Annotated in this window: 8 protein-coding genes; all 8 read right to left on the bottom strand. The window is 70.0% G+C overall.

Annotated elements, in window-relative coordinates:
- Positions 1 to 351: 351 nt before the first annotated feature.
- The 8 genes from ACFOGJ_RS18820 to gabD all read right to left on the bottom strand — a co-directional run bounded on the left by ACFOGJ_RS18820 (position 352) and on the right by gabD (position 14764).
- Positions 352 to 1518: a nicotinate phosphoribosyltransferase gene (locus ACFOGJ_RS18820; protein WP_379903379.1), complete on the bottom strand. Its 1167-nt coding sequence runs from the start codon at positions 1516 to 1518 to the stop codon at positions 352 to 354.
- Positions 1487 to 2917: a class II 3-deoxy-7-phosphoheptulonate synthase gene (locus ACFOGJ_RS18815; RefSeq protein WP_379903377.1), complete on the bottom strand. Its 1431-nt coding sequence runs from the start codon at positions 2915 to 2917 to the stop codon at positions 1487 to 1489. The genes ACFOGJ_RS18820 and ACFOGJ_RS18815 overlap by 32 nt, the downstream gene beginning before the upstream one ends.
- 107 nt (positions 2918 to 3024) lie before the next feature.
- The gene (gor, locus tag ACFOGJ_RS18810) at positions 3025 to 4401 is read right to left on the bottom strand and encodes a glutathione-disulfide reductase (RefSeq protein ID WP_379903375.1); all 1377 of its coding nucleotides are present in this window, start codon (positions 4399 to 4401) and stop codon (positions 3025 to 3027) included.
- A gap of 129 nt (positions 4402 to 4530) precedes the next feature.
- The gene (locus tag ACFOGJ_RS18805; RefSeq protein WP_379903373.1) at positions 4531 to 5040 is read right to left on the bottom strand and encodes a hypothetical protein; all 510 of its coding nucleotides are present in this window, start codon (positions 5038 to 5040) and stop codon (positions 4531 to 4533) included.
- 286 nt (positions 5041 to 5326) lie between these two features.
- Positions 5327 to 9016 carry a S8 family serine peptidase gene (locus ACFOGJ_RS18800; RefSeq protein ID WP_379903371.1) on the bottom strand — a complete coding sequence of 1230 codons (3690 nt, stop codon included), beginning with the start codon at positions 9014 to 9016 and terminating at the stop codon, positions 5327 to 5329.
- A gap of 345 nt (positions 9017 to 9361) precedes the next feature.
- Entirely contained in the window at positions 9362 to 12166 is a 2805-nt protein-coding gene (locus ACFOGJ_RS18795; protein WP_379903369.1) for a hypothetical protein, read from the bottom strand.
- Positions 12167 to 12230: 64 nt separating this feature from the next.
- Entirely contained in the window at positions 12231 to 13280 is a 1050-nt protein-coding gene (locus tag ACFOGJ_RS18790; protein ID WP_379903367.1) for a sulfotransferase domain-containing protein, read from the bottom strand.
- A gap of 26 nt (positions 13281 to 13306) precedes the next feature.
- Positions 13307 to 14764 (bottom strand): NADP-dependent succinate-semialdehyde dehydrogenase, encoded by a 1458-nt coding sequence (gabD, locus tag ACFOGJ_RS18785; RefSeq protein ID WP_379903365.1) that lies wholly within the window; start codon positions 14762 to 14764, stop codon positions 13307 to 13309.
- Positions 14765 to 14810: the final 46 nt, after the last annotated feature.

Here is a 14810-nt window from a genome sequence, read left to right as displayed (position 1 = left end):
GGCAAGACGGCGAAGTTGCGCAGCGTCCCTGTCCCGTCATGCCCCTCGGGTCAAGCCCGAGGGCGACGGCAGCAGGGAGGCGTGTCGAAGAGAAGAGATATGTGAATCGCGTAGGCTCGGGGGCCGAGGATGACGGAAACAGGGAGGTGCGGTCAGGTCGGACGGCGACGCCCCGCCCGCCCCGCCGTCGCCATCGAGCCTGACCCGATGGCCGCGGCGATGCGAGGCCGCAGCCGTGCGGCAACCTCCCTGCGGCTTCGGCGTCCTGCCACGATCCTCGGCTCACATTCTCTGAATCCGGGGCCGAGGATGACGGCAACAGGGAGGCACGGTCAGGTCGGAAGACGGCCGCTACTTCCGCCGCTTCAGCAGGAACTCGCGGCCGACCTTGACCTGTTCGCGGCCGTCATAGGCGATGATGTCGGCGGTGCAGTAGGTCTCCGTCCAGCTTTCCGGCAGGTAGGAGCCGGTGCCGATCATGTCGACCGGCGCCTCGACCGAGGCCATCACCTTGCACTTCGCCGGCGAGAAGCCGGAGGAGGCGGTGATCGAGGCCTTGGAGAAGCCGGCCGCGTCCAGTTCGTCGCGCAGGTGGAAGATCGCCGCCGCCGACACGCCGGTGCCGACCAGCCAGCGCAGCTCCGTCTCCGTCCGGTACTGGCGGATCGCGTTCGGCGCGTGGCGTTCCAGGATCGCGTAGGAGGTGTAAGGGTCCAGCCCCTCCAGGTAGCGGCTGCCATGGGTGTCGATCCGCACCGCCAGGCGGCCGGCCTCCACCAGCTCCGGGAAGCGGCGGCAGACCGCCAGCGCGTCCGTCACCTCCTGGCCGAAATAGTCGACCAGCACGGTGAGCGAATCCTGCGGGTAGCGCTCCACGAACATCTCGGCCGCCCGCACGGTGGAGCCGGCATAGCCGATCAGCGCATGCGGCATGGTGCCGAAGCCGCGCTCGTTGCCGAAGTAATGCGCGGTGGCGTCGGTGGCATTGCCGATGAAGCCGCAGGCGTTGCGCGCCTCGCGCGCCGCGCGGCTGCCGACAGAGGCGGCATAGGCCATCATCTCCGCCATCTCCGCGCCGGCGCAGTGGCGGGCGTCCATCGCCAGGAACTTCACGTTCGGCAGGTCGCAGCACATCGAGAAGGCGTTGTAGGCCGCGACGCAGGGCGGCCCCAGCTTCTGCAGGTACAGGGTCTCCAGGTCCACAAGATGCGCCATCGACCCGGTCAGGTAGACCAGCGGCTGGCCGGCGCCGACCCAGGCGCCCTCCTCGTATTGCAGGTCGATGCGGAAGCTGGTGCCGCGGGCGCGGCTCACCTCCTCCAGCCAGTCGACCATCAGCCGCGGGCAGAAGATGACCGGGCGCCGCATGAACACGGCATAGGTCACCTCCCGGTCGCCGAACGCCTCCACGACCTCGCGGGTTTTCTTGAAGTAGACGTCGGTGCGGGCGGCGACATCCTCTTCCAGGGCCGCCGCCCGGCTGGTCTCAACCGGCTTCAGCGGGGCTGGTGCCGACACGGTCGCGCTCCTCCTTCAACAGGCCAGAGATCAGGAAGGCCAGTTCCAGCGCCTGGTTGGCGTTCAGCCGCGGGTCGCAATGGGTGTGATAGCGTGACGACAGGTCCGCCTCCGCGATCGCCTGGGCGCCGCCCAGGCATTCGGTCACGTCCTGGCCCGTCATCTCGAAATGCATGCCGCCGGCATAGGAGCCTTCCGCCGCATGCACGTCGAAGACCTGGGTCACCTCCCGCCAGATGCGGTCCACCGGCCGGGTCTTGTAGCCGTTGGAGGAGGTCAGGGTATTGCCGTGCATCGGGTCGCAGGACCAGACCACCGTCCGCCCCTCCCGCTGCACCGCGCGGATCAGCGGCGGCAGGCCGTCGGCCACCTTGTCCGCGCCCATGCGGCTGATCAGGACGATCCGCCCGGCCTCGTCGGTCGGGTTCAGGATGTCCAGCAGGCGGATCAGTTCCTCCGGATCCAGGTCCGCACCGCACTTGATGCCGACCGGGTTTGCGATGCCGCGCAGGAACTCGATATGGGCGCCGTCGGGCTGGCGGGTGCGATTGCCGACCCAGACCATGTGGGCGGAGGTGCCGTACCAGTTGCCGGAGGTGGAATCGACCCGGGTCAGCGCCTGCTCATAGCCCAGCAGCAGCGCCTCGTGGCTGGTGTAGAAGCGGGTCGAACGCATCTCCGGCGTCGCTTCCGGCGTGATGCCGCAGGCCTGCATGAAGCGCAGGCTCTCGGTGATGCGCTCCGCCGTTTCCCGCCAGCGGTCGGCCTCCGGACTCTGCGACACGAAGCCCAGGTTCCACCGATGCACCTGGTTCAGGTCGGCATAGCCGCCCTGCGCGAAGGCGCGCAGCAGGTTCAGGGTCGCCGCGGCCTGGTGATAGGCCTGCATCTGGCGCTCCGGGCCCGGCCTGCGGGCCTCGGCGGTGAATTCCATGCCGTTGACGATGTCGCCGCGATAGCTGGGCAGCTCCACGCCGTCGATCACCTCCGTCGGCTTCGACCGCGGCTTGGCGAACTGGCCGGCCATGCGGCCCACCTTCACCACCGGGCAGCCGGCGCCGAAGGTCAGCACCACCGCCATCTGCAGCAGCACCCGGAAGGTGTCGCGCACATTGTCGGCGCCGAACTCGGCGAAGCTTTCCGCGCAGTCGCCGCCCTGCAGCAGGAAAGCCTCGCCGCGGGCGACCCGCGCCAGATCCTTCTTCAGGTTGCGCGCCTCGCCGGCGAAGACCAGCGGCGGCTGCTTCGCCAGCCGCCCCTCGACATCCGCCAGGGCGGCGGGATCGGGATAGTCGGGAACCTGTTCCACCTTGCGGCTGCGCCAGCTGTCGGGGGTCCAGTCCTTCGCAGCGCCGCTGGCCCTGGTGACGGCCATCTGGGCGCCTGACATCGGTTTCATGTTCCGTTTCCTCGTCCGGGCCGCCCGGCCTGTCGGGCCGGCGCCCTGCTGGCACTCCACGCATATGGGAGTGCCGGATTGCGACCGCGACCGGCCCTGCGGCCGGGTTAATCCGCAGCCTGGGCGGTCGTCACGGTCTCCTTGTTGCGCATCGTGACGAATTCTTCCGCCGCGGAGGGGTGGATGGCAACCGTTGCGTCGAAATCCGCCTTGGTTGCGCCCATCTTCACCGCGATCGCCAGGCCCTGCACGATCTCCGCCGCGTCCGGCCCGACCATATGGCAGCCCAGCACCCTGTCGCTGTCGGCATCGACGATCAGCTTCATCAGGGTCTTCTGCGCCATGCCGGTCAGCGTGTTCTTCATCGGCGTGAAGGTGGAACGGTAGATGTCCAGCCGCGCGAAGCGCTGCCGGGCCTCGGCCTCGGTCAGGCCGACACCGCCGACCGACGGCTGCGAGAAGACGGCCGACGGTACGCAGTCATGGTCGGCCTTGCGGTCCATGCCGCCGAACTCGGTATCGGCGAAGGCATGGCCCTCGCGGATCGCCACCGGGGTCAGGGCGATGCGGTTGGTGACATCGCCGACGGCAAAGACGCTGGGCACGTTGGTGCGGGAATAGGCGTCGACCTTCACCGCGCCGTCGGCATCATGCGCGACGCCGGCTGCATCCAGGCCCAGGCCGGAGGTGTTGGGCCGCCGGCCGGTCGCCGCCATCACCAGGTCGGTCTCCATCGTGCTGCCGTCGGCGAAGACCGTCTTAAGCCCGCCGGTCACCCGCTCCACCGACACCGGGTCGGCCTGCAGGCGGATGTCCAGATGGCCCTTCTGCAGTTCGCCATGCAGGTGGTGACGGACATCGTCGTCGAAGCCGCGCAGTATCTGCTCGCCGCGATAGGCCAGGGTCGTCCGCGCGCCCATGCCGTGGAAGATGCCGGCGAATTCCACCGCGATATAGCCGCCGCCCAGCACCAGGATGCGCGGCGGCAGATCCTCCAGATGGAAGGCCTCGTCGGAGGTGATCATCAGCTCAGCGCCGGGGATCTGCGGCTTCCAGGGATGGCCGCCGGTGGCGATCAGAATCTTGCCCGCGGTGACCTTGCGGCCGGTGACATGCACGGTATGCGGATCGGCCAGCACGGCGCGGCTGTCGAAGATGGCGACGCCGGCGCTTTCCTGCCCCTTGCGGTAGAGGCCTTCCAGCCGCGCGATCTCGCGGTCCTTGTTGGCGATCAGCCGCGGCCAGGAGAAATGCGCCGGACCGACATCCCAGCCGTAATGCGCCGCCTCGGCATGCTCCTCCCGGAAATGGGAGGCGTAGACCAGCAGCTTCTTCGGCACGCAGCCGCGGATCACGCAGGTGCCGCCGAAGCGATATTCCTCGGCGATGGCGACCCGCGCCCCGTGGCCGGCCGCGATCCGGGCCGCGCGCACGCCGCCGGAACCGCCGCCGATGACGAAAAGGTCGTAGTCGAATTCAGCCATGGCCGTCCTCCGCACGAGGCCGCGGCCCCGGATTCACATCGCCGGATCTGCCGCCCCGGATTCGATGGCGGGCTTAGCAACCCCCGCGACAGGCCGCAAGCCTGCCCAAGCCCCCGCCCAAGCCCGCACCTAGCGATAGGTATCGCCGTCGCGGTGAAGGTCTATGGTGACGGGACGTTGCGCCCCGGCCTTCGCGCCCTTGCCGCCCTTGCCGGCCCTGGTGCCCCCGCCGCCCGCAGAGCCGCCGCCGGCAGAGCCGCCGCCTGCAGGGCCGCTGGGGGGCGGTTCGGAGGAGCCGGTGCCCACGGTGCGGGCCTTGTCGCCGCGACGCTGCGACCAGCGGGCCTCCGCATCGCGGGTGGCGCGGTGGGTGACCAGGTTGAACCCGACCGCCAGGATCACGCCAATCAGCCAGATCACGGCGATCGTCACGAAGCCGAGATCCTGCAGGAAGCCGAATACGCCGGCGAAGAAATCAGCGAGGCCCTGCGCCTCGAAGACGCTGCGTGACAGCCAGACCAGCAGGTTGCCCAACAGCTCGATCAGTGCGTAGAAGGCCAGGCAGAGCAGGGTCCAGACGATCACCATGACCGCAGAGATGCCGCCGACCATGCGCCGCAGCGGACCGCCGTCAGGCATGCCGCCGGCCCCGCCCTGCTGGCCGAAGCCGCCGAAGCCATCCGCCCCTCTCGCCCGATCGCCGGATCCTCCGGTCGGGCCCTGATGTCGCGTCGGTTCCATCGCCGTCAGGCTCTCTCATCGTGGTGGCGCCGGCAAGCGGCACCGAGGCGGGAACCGGTCTACCCCGTTGCGGCCATTCATCGCAATGCGGCTGGCGATACGGGGCGGCGTCCTGGTGGGGGAAGCGCAGCAGCCCGACGGCGGCGCCGGGGCGGCCGGCGGATGGCGGAAGGGAGCGGGGCGGTCAGATCGAGAAGGTCAGGCCGCTCGGGTCTGTCAGGCCCTGCAGGGTGAACAGCAGGTTGCCGTCGCTGTCCTGGATCTCCACCCAGGTCGTGCCCTGCACGGCGCTGACCGACCTGTTGGCGCCCTCGAACTGCAGGCTGTCGCCCTCGGCCAGGCTGAAGTCGGTGATCACGTGGCTGCCGAAGCCGGCGCCGTAGCTGACGAAGGTGTCGCCGCCGGAGCCGCCCGTCAGGGCGTCGGTGTTCCAGATCCCGACCAGGGTGTCGTTGCCGGTGCCGCCGCTGACGGTGTCGTAGCCGGCGCCGCCGTCGATCCAGTCGTCGCCGTCCTCGCCGTAGAGCAGGTCGTTGCCGCCATTGCCAAAGATCCGGTCGCTGCCGATGCCGCCATTGGCGGTATCGTCGCCCCACAGCGCGAAGATCTCGTCATTGCCGCTGCCGCCGTCCAGGCTGTCGCTGCCGGAGCCGCCGGTCATCGTGTCGTTGCCGGAGCCGCCGATCAGGGTATCGGCATTGGCCGCGTCGTAGCCGCCGTCGAGCACGCCGGCCTGCACATAGGTCTCGACGCTCCAGAGGCCGACCAGGATGTCGGCGCCGTCGCCGCCCTCCAGGCTGTCCGCGCCGACGCCGCCGTTCAGGGTGTCGTTGCCGCCGCCGCCGAAGATCCGGTCGGCGCCCGAATTGCCGTAGCCGATGTCGCTGCCGTCGCCGCCCTGCAGCGTGTCGTCGCCGGTCAGCCCCGCCAGATAGTCGTTGTCGTCGCCGCCATCGATATCGTCGCTGCCATTGCCGCCGAGAATGCTGTCGCCGCCGCCACCGCCCCGCAGGGTGTCGGAGGCGCTGTTGTCTGTGCTCTGTCCGGCCGGGCCGGCGGCGCGGAAGGTGTCCAGGTCCCAGAGCCCGTACAGACTGTCGGACCCGTCGCCGCCCTCGATCAGGTCGGAGCCCGAGCCGCCGTTCACCAGGTCGTTCTGGCCGCCGCCATAGAGGCTGTCGCTGCCGCCATTGCCGTACATGACGTCATTGCCGCCGCCGCCATAGCCGATATCGCCGCCGGTCAGGCCGGCGATATAGTCGCCGCCCTCCCCGCCTTCGATCCAGTCGCCGCCATTGCCGCCATAGATGCTGTCGGCCCCGGCGCCGCCGCGCAGGGTGTCGGCGCTGTTGGCGTCGAAGGTCTGCGCCGCGTCGCCCGCAGACAGAAAGGTCGCCAGGTCCCACAGGCCGTAGATCGTGTCCGCGCCGTCGCCGGCATCCACCAGGTCGGAACCGGTGCCGCCATTCACCTGGTCGTCGCCGGTGCCGCCGAACAGGCGGTCGTTGCCGGCATTGCCGTACAGCAGGTCCGCCTCGGCGTTGCCGTACAGCACATCGTCCTGGTTCAGACCCGCCAGCAGGTCGCCGCCCTCGCCGCCCTCGATCCAGTCGCCGCCATCGTCGCCATACATGCTGTCGGCGCCGCCGCCGCCGGTCATCACATCGGCGCCGCCCTCGCCATAGGCCAGGTCGCCGTCGTCGCCGCCATCCAGGCTGTCGTCGCCGAGACCGCCGCGCAGGGTATCGCTGCCGGCCATGCCCATCAGGGTGTCGTTGCCTGTGGTGCCGGAGAGCGTGTTGGCACTGGAATCGCCGACGAACAGGTTCGTCGGCGATACCGGCGTCGGGCCGCCGCCGCCGCCGCCGCCGCCGCCCGGCGGACTGGCGATCCCGAGTGCGGCGAGGGCGGCATCTGCCTGGATCAGGCCATAGCCGGTGCCGGCATCCCAGCCGGTGTCGAAGCCCGCCGTGTAGGGATCGTCCATGTCGATCGCGGTGGCCTGCAGCACCTCGTAGATGCGACTGACCGTCAGGGTCGGGTCGAGCTGCAGCATCAGCGCCGCCACCGCCGCGGCATGGGGCGCCGCTGCCGACGTGCCGAAGAAGTTCGGCAGGCCGTCATTGTCGGCGTCGGTCCCGAAGAAGGTCGTGTTGGTGCCGTCCACGGCCGTGATGTCCGGCGTAGCGCGGACCTGCGGACTGGCCAGGCGGTTGCCGGCGGTGTCGAACAGCACCGTCGTGGTTCCGGCGGAGGAAAAGCCCTCGATCTGCGGGGGTGAGGTGCCGTAAGCCGGGGTAGAGCGATAGTAGGCCGCGCCCACGGCCTGCCCGCCGGTCGCCGCCGCATGGCCGTAAACCGTGCCACCGCCGCCATATTCCACCGCCTCGAAATTGCCGAAGGCGGCATAGCGCATCAGCCCCGGGTCGGGACCGGAATAGGTGCTGATGGCGAGCTGCAGATAGGGCGAGGAGGTGGTGTTCGTGAAGGTGAACACCTCCTGCGGATCTCCGCCGAGATTGTTCCTCCAGCCGCCGCCGCGCAGGCTGCCGTTGGCATCGAAGACGTGGATGTCGATGTCGCTGGCAGAGCCGCCCGACGCCGCGCTGGAGGCGAAGCTGTTGAACGGCTGGTCCCACTGGAACGACAGCGCGAAGGCGGCGCCGACCGGCACATAGATCGTCTGGGTGGTGTCGACCCCGGCGCCCGGGTCGAAGTCGTGCAGTTCGCCCAGGCTGCCGCCGCCCAGGATCAGGTTCTGGCCGCTGCCCTGGAAGGCGCTCTGATAGCCGTCGCGGGCGATGTTGCCGGCAGACGAGAAATAGGCGACCCCCTGCGCGGCGACCGTGTCGATCGCCTGTGCGATCGGGCCGTCCTGGAACATCGGCTCGGCGAAATAGATGACGTCGTCGACGATGACGTCGGCACCGGCCGCCGCCAGGTCGATGATGCCCTGCGCGAAGCTCGCGGCGCTGTCGAAGGCGGTGTGGAACAGCAGTTCCGCGCCCGGCGCAAGGTCGTGGATGAGCTGCGCCATCGCCCGGCCTTCATCGCTGCCGGTATCGTCATACTCGTCCAGCACGGTGACGCCCGCCGCGGGCAGGTCGCCGCTGGCGATGTCGGCCGCGGCCCCGCCCAGGCTGTTATAGCTGTCCGACAGGATGCCGACCCGCAGGCCGCTGCCATCGACTCCGTAGGTGCTGCGCGCGGTATCCACCCGCATCGCCACGTCGGCCTGGTTGGCGACCGAACCGGCCCAGGTGACGGCCGGGGGCGTGCCGGCCGGCCAGCCGGACTCCTCCGGCAGCATGCCGTAACCCCTGGCGGCGGCGGCCGTGAGCGCCACAGGCCCGGCACTGGAGTCCAGTCCCTCCAGCACCATGGGCTTGCCGCTCGCAGCTGCGCTGTCGGGTGCCACCGCACCGGCGGCCGGCGGGACGGTTCCAGGGGCCGTGGCCATCGCCATCGCGGATCCGGGCACGGCGGGCTCGCCCGCCGCGATGCCGTCCCGGACCGTCATCCCGAAGTCGACCGTCACCCCGATGTCGAACGGCATCCCGATGTCGACCGCCATTCCGATGCCGCCCGCCGGCGGGCTGCCGGCCTGCGGCCCCGCACCGGGAAGCGCCGGGTCCGTGACGGCGGGATCCGCCGGTGCCGGTTGCAGGGCGGCAAAGGTCAGGCTGCCGGCGGATCCGGCCCGCGGATCCGCCCAGGCGGTCCCTCCGGCTTCGGTCGCGAAGGACAGATGCGCCCCTTGGAACCGCCCGTCCATCGTCCAGGGCATATCGAACAACAGGGGGTCCGCGTCATGGCCCCATGTCGCCCAGCCGCTGTCGGGCATCGCCCCGATGTCTGAATAGGGATGTTTCACGAACATTTTCCCGCGCCCGGGAGCAGCCCCATCGGGGACCGGCAGTCATGCAACCGCGCCATCGCTCGTCTCCCCTCCAGCCGGAGCCCGGTCGGCTCCGCGAGAAGTCGGCGGCCGGATCCGATCCGGCCCTCGCCGCCATGGCCCGCGCGGTACTAGTCCCCGCGATCATGCCAGATGACTCCGGGGGTGGCGATCACACTTGCCGGAGCGCAGCGGCACTCCCCTCTGAAGATGTGCATCGCCGCATCCGCGGTCCAGTCCGGTCACGGCGGGCAGGTGGCCGGGCCTGACCGGATCTGTCAGGGCTACACACCCGACGCCTGGCCATGAACGGCAGCCCTGTCAGTCCTTCGGCAGTGGCGGCGGCGTCCAGGGCGGGTCGGCGTGGCGCACCGGCGCGCCGCCGATGGCATGGGCATAGCCGCCGGGGAAGCTGGCGAAGGCCCGCACATCCGCGATCGTGCTGCTGTCCATGCCGTGGCCGGTCAGGGTGAAGCCCGACGGCACGCGCCCGCCGATATCGGCGCGGACCAGGTCGGGGGTCACCGAGGTCCAGTAGGCATCGCCGACGAACAGATGCACCCCGTCGGCCGGCATGCCGGTCTGCGGTTCGACCACCCAGCCGGCCACCGTCGACAGGCCGTTCGCGTCCAGATGCACCCGTTCCAGCGCACCGACGGTGCCGGGGCGGAGCGGCACTTCCCGCCCGCCAGGCAGGCGCAGGGTCGTGCCCGAAAGGCCGGCGTCGAGGCGCGCCTGCGCCGCCGCCACCGCCTGGTCGGCGCGGCTTGCCGCCAGCAGCAGGGTCGCGCCATAGGCCGCCAGCACGATGGCGCCCGCGCCGGCCAGGCAGAGCCCGGTGCGCCGATGGCCGCCGCCGCGGGCCAGCAGCAGGGCCAGCAGGGAGGCCAGCAGCAGATAGTAGACCCACCAGGCCAGGCGCACCGGCCAGGGGTCGTAGTCGAACGTCACCCGCGCCTCGCCGGCCGGCAGCAGGATCGCCTTCTGGGTGAAGTCCGCCCGCAGGATCGGCACCGCCTCGCCGTTCACCCGCGCGGTCCAGAAGCGGTCGTCATTGTCGCGCAGGAGCAGATAGGCCGGCGCCGCGGTCTGCACGTCGAACTCGAACCGGGCCGGCGCGAAGCTGCGCAGGACGATGCTGTCGCTGTCGCCGGCGTCGGCGACCGGCGCGACCTCCGGGGATGGCGGCCGGTGCAGCAGCATGCCGGCCGCCGGCAGCTCCGCGGCGTCGATGTCACGGATCGCCGCGAAGGGCATCTCCGCCACGTCCCGCTGCAGGCTGGCATCGGGATAGCGGCTCATGGTCCGGATCTCCGCGTTCCAGTTCGGCAGCAATGCCTGCCGCTCCGGCCGCGATTCCAGCACCAGCCAGGGACGCAGGCCCAGGATCGGCCCGACATAGGCGTTGTGGATCACCCCGGCATAAGCGCCCGGCCAGTTCTGCCCGGCGCTGTCGATCGGCCGCAGGACGTCGATCTGCGGCAGGCTGTGCGGCCCCGCGTTGCGGAACCAGACCAGCCCGCGCTGCCAGTAGTGCGAGCTGCTCAGGGTCAGGTCGCAGGCGACCAGCAGCAGGAAGCCGATGGCCATCGTGCGGCGGGCGCCATGCCCGGCGGCAAAGGTCATCGCCAGCGCCAGTAGGCTCAACGCGCCCAGGAAGATGCCGATATGGCCCAGGCTGTGCCGCACCGCGGCGAAGACCGGCAGGATGCTGGCCAGCAGCGCCGCGGCCGCAGCGGCGGCCAGCAGCACCAGCAGGACCCGCAGCCAGCCGTCGCCCGGCATGTCGCGCCGCCGCAGCAGCGCATCGACCCCCAGGCCGGCCGCGATCAGCAGGAACAGGCTGGGCACGTCCCGCGGCAGGGTGTTGGCGATGGTGCGGATGTTGCGGAACACCGCGGCATGGTCCATCAGCGCGACGATCGCCTGGTTCTCCCGCGTATAGGCGACGAACAGCGCGCAGAGGAACCAGGTCAGCAGCAGCACGACGAGCCAGCGCAGGCGCTCGCCGCGCAGCAGCGCGACCAGCAGCAGCGGCAGGGTCGCGATGCCCAGATAGCGCTGGTCGATGCCGGCCCGGTTGATGTCGCCCAGGACGTTCTTCAGCCCCAGCCCGGCCTCGTAGAGATCGCTGAACGGCGCCCAGGTCAGCAGGACCGACCAGCCCTGGTGATGCGCCATCAGGCTGCCGAAATTGCCGCCGGCATCGGTGTCCCAGTCGACCGGGCCGATACCCAGCACCCGCAGCAGCTCGCCCAGGTGGAACATCACCGGCGCGGTCAGCGCGACCAGCCCCGCCAGCACCGCCAGGACCGCGACTGCCAGGAAGGCCCGCCCGCCCGGCTGCCGCCAGAGCGCGACATGCAGCTGCCCGACGGTGCGCAGCACCGACGGATGCACCAGCACGATCAGGAAGATGGCGGCGAAGAACCACCAGATGGCGACCTGCAGGGTGGCATAGCTGAGGCTCGCCGCCCCCAGCGCCGCGAACAGGTAGACCAGCTTCAGGCTGGCCAGGTCCCGCCGCTCCACCAGCCGGACAAGGGTCCAGAACAGGAACAGGGTCGGCGCCATGTTCTCCCACAGCACCGAATCCCTGAAACCCTGGAACGGCATCGCGCCGAGCGCGAAGCCCAGCATCACGAAGATCCGGGCGGCGCGGCTGCGCAGGATTTCCCGCGACAGCAGCCAGGCGCCGGTGGCATTCAGGACGAAGCAGAGGATCGTCTTCTGGAACACCAGGACCTGGTTGACCGACAGGTCCAGCAGGGGCGCCAGCAGGGTGAAGGGGCCCAGCCAGAGCAGCGACCAGGGGCCCAGATAGTTGAACCAGCCGACCGACAGGTTGACATAGGCCGGCCAGCCGCCCAGCGCCGTGGGATCCCACCACAGGAAGGTGCCATAGGCCTTCAGCGCGTACAGGGCCAGGTGATTCAGAGACCAGAGGACCTGCGTGTCCCCGCCCATCACCGTGTCGTCGCGGAAATAGAGCCGGGCGAACAGGATCGTGTAGAGCAGGGTCCCCAGTCCGACCAGCAGCAGGCCCTCGAGCCAGGCCCGGCCGCCACGGCCGGTCGCCGCCACGGCCGTCATCCCCGGCTCTGCATCCGCATCAGGCTGCGTCACCGGCCCGTCCCCGCCTCGACACCCGTGCCGACCGCCCGCCGGCCGCCCTGCGGCCGGCCACGGTTCAGGCCGCCTTGTCCGTGACCTGGCGCTCCAGCACGTCGAGCGCCGAGGACGGGCGCTGGAACAGCTGCGCGACCGGATCGATCGCGTCAACCTCCAGGCCCAGCCCGTCCGGCAACTGCAGGAAGTCGGCAACGCCGTCCTGCGCGGCCCGCGCATGCGGGAAGTCCCGCAGGACCCCGAGCCAGTGCCGCGCGGCGCCTTTCGGGTCGCCGGCATCCAGCAGCGACCGCGCCGTCGCCATGTCAGGATGGGCCGCGGCGGCCCGCCGGTAGGCGCGCTGCAGCCGGTCCGCCAGCAGCAGATCGGAAAAGGCGCGGTCGTCCCACTGGAACTCGGCCGCCCAGTCGCCGTGGCGGCCGCCGCGGAAATGGCGCTTGCCCGGTTCCGGCGGCTTCACCGGGTCCCAGGACTGCGCGGTATTCCCGTGAAAGGCCAGGATACGCTCGAAATAGCGGCGCGGCGCGGTCTTCAGGTCGTCGAACAGCAGCAGCTGGATGTCCAGCTCGCGGGCCGGGTCGGCATAATATTCCAGCCAGGCCTCGACCCAGTTCACCGCCAGCGGCAGGAAGGTGCGGACATGGAAGGCCATCTGCCGGTCATGCGGCCAGTCCCACAGGTCGACCGGCAGGCCGTAGATCTTGCTGTGATAGCCGCGGGTCTCCGCGCCCATCTTCCGCAGGTGATGCACCCAGGAGACGGTGGCGTCCCGCGGATCGCGCAACAGCACCGTCACCTTCGCCAGGCCGGCATCCTTCAGCGCGGTGACGTTGTGGAAGCTCGGCAGCATATGCGCGCCGAACAGGAAGCCGTCGGGGGCGAAGCGGGACAGGGCCTGCGGGCGCAGCATCTGGCTGGTGAAGTCGCCGGCCGAATAGAGTGTGTCGATGCCGAACTCGCGCCCGCTCCAGTAGCTGGTCCAGCCCGGGCTCTCGTCGGTCTTCGGCGTCGTCTCCAGCCCGGTCAGCTCGGCCAGGGTCTGCCACGTATAGGTGGTGCCGCTCTTCGGCAGGGTGACGAAGAACAGGCTCGGCTGCTGCGCCCCGCTCACGGCGGCCCCATCCGCTTGCTCCTCAGTCACTTATCGACATCGCCCATGCAGAGATACTTCACTTCCAGGTAATCCTCGATGCCGTATTTCGAGCCTTCGCGGCCCAGGCCGGATTCCTTCACGCCGCCGAACGGCGCCACTTCGGTGGAGATGATGCCGGTATTGATGCCGACGATGCCGTATTCCAGCCCCTCGGCCACCCGCCAGATCCGCCCCATGTCGCGGCTGTAGAAGTACGAGGCCAGGCCGAACTCGGTGTCGTTGGCGGCCTGCACCGCCTCCTCCTCGCGCTCGAAGCGGAACAGCGGCGCCAGCGGGCCGAAGGTCTCCTCGCGCGCGACCTTCATCTGCGGGTTCACGCCGGTCAGCAGGGTCGGCTGGAAATAGGTGCCGCCCAGCTCGTGCCGGCTGCCGCCGACCACCACCTTGGCGCCCTTGCCCACGGCGTCGGCGATATGCTCCTCGACCTTCTCCACCGCATGCATGTCGATCAGTGGCCCCTGGTCGGTCTTGCCCTTCAGCCCGTCGCCGACCACCAGATCCTTCACCTTGTCGGCGAGCTTGGCGGCAAAGGCGTCATAGACCTTGTCCTGAACGTAGATCCGGTTGGCGCAGACGCAGGTCTGGCCGGTATTGCGGTACTTCGACGCCATCGCGCCGGTCACCGCGGCGTCCAGGTCGGCATCGTCGAAGACGATGAACGGCGCATTGCCGCCAAGCTCCAGCGACAGCTTCTTGATCGTGCCCGCGCACTGCTTCATCAGCAGCTTGCCGACCTCGGTGGAGCCGGTGAAGGTCAGCTTGCGCACGATCGGGTTGCCGGTCAGCTCGCCGCCGATCGCCTTGGAATCGCCGGTGATGACCGAGAACACGCCCTTCGGCACGCCGGCCCGCTCCGCCAGCTCCGCCAGCGCCAGGGCCGACAGCGGGGTCTGCTCCGCCGGCTTCAGCACCATGGTGCAGCCGGCCGCCAGGGCCGGGCCGCATTTGCGGGTGATCATCGCCGCCGGGAAATTCCACGGCGTGATCGCGGCGCAGACGCCGATCGGCTCCTTCGTCACCAGCACCCGCTTGTCGGTCGCGTAGGTCGGGATGGTCTCGCCGTAGACCCGCTTGCCCTCTTCCGCGAACCATTCGATGAACGACGCGGCATAGGCCACCTCGCCCTTCGCCTCGGCCAGGGGCTTGCCCTGCTCCGCCGTCATCAGCACCGCCAGGTCGTCCTGGTTCTCCATCATCAGGTCGAACCAGCGGCGCAGGATCACCGCCCGCTCCTTCGCCGTCTTGCGGCGCCAGGCCGGCCATGCCTTGTCGGCGGCCTCGATCGCGCGACGGGTCTCAGCCGCGCCCATGTCGGGCACGGTGGCCAGTTCCTCGCCGGTGGCAGGATTGGTCACGGCGAAGGACTTGCCGCTGTCGGCATTCGTCCAGGCGCCATCGATATAGCACTGGCTGCGCAGCAGGCTCTTGTCGGAAAGCTGCATGGGTTTCCTCGCTTGGTTCTGGTGCGGCGCAGGGCCGTAAGGGGGG

It is taken from the genome of Marinibaculum pumilum, assembly GCF_042646425.1.
Lineage (GTDB): Bacteria > Pseudomonadota > Alphaproteobacteria > Ferrovibrionales > Ferrovibrionaceae > Marinibaculum > Marinibaculum pumilum.
This window is presented reverse-complemented; position numbering and strand designations above follow the sequence as displayed.

Bases quoted from the DNA above. Each gene is read 5' to 3' on its own strand.
- gabD (WP_379903365.1), bottom strand. From the start codon at position 14,764: ATGCAGCTTTCCGACAAGAGCCTGCTGCGCAGCCAGTGCTATATCGAT.
- ACFOGJ_RS18815 (WP_379903377.1), bottom strand. From the start codon at position 2,917: ATGAAACCGATGTCAGGCGCCCAGATGGCCGTCACCAGGGCCAGCGGC.
- ACFOGJ_RS18805 (WP_379903373.1), bottom strand. From the start codon at position 5,040: ATGCCTGACGGCGGTCCGCTGCGGCGCATGGTCGGCGGCATCTCTGCG.
- gor (WP_379903375.1), bottom strand. From the start codon at position 4,401: ATGGCTGAATTCGACTACGACCTTTTCGTCATCGGCGGCGGTTCCGGC.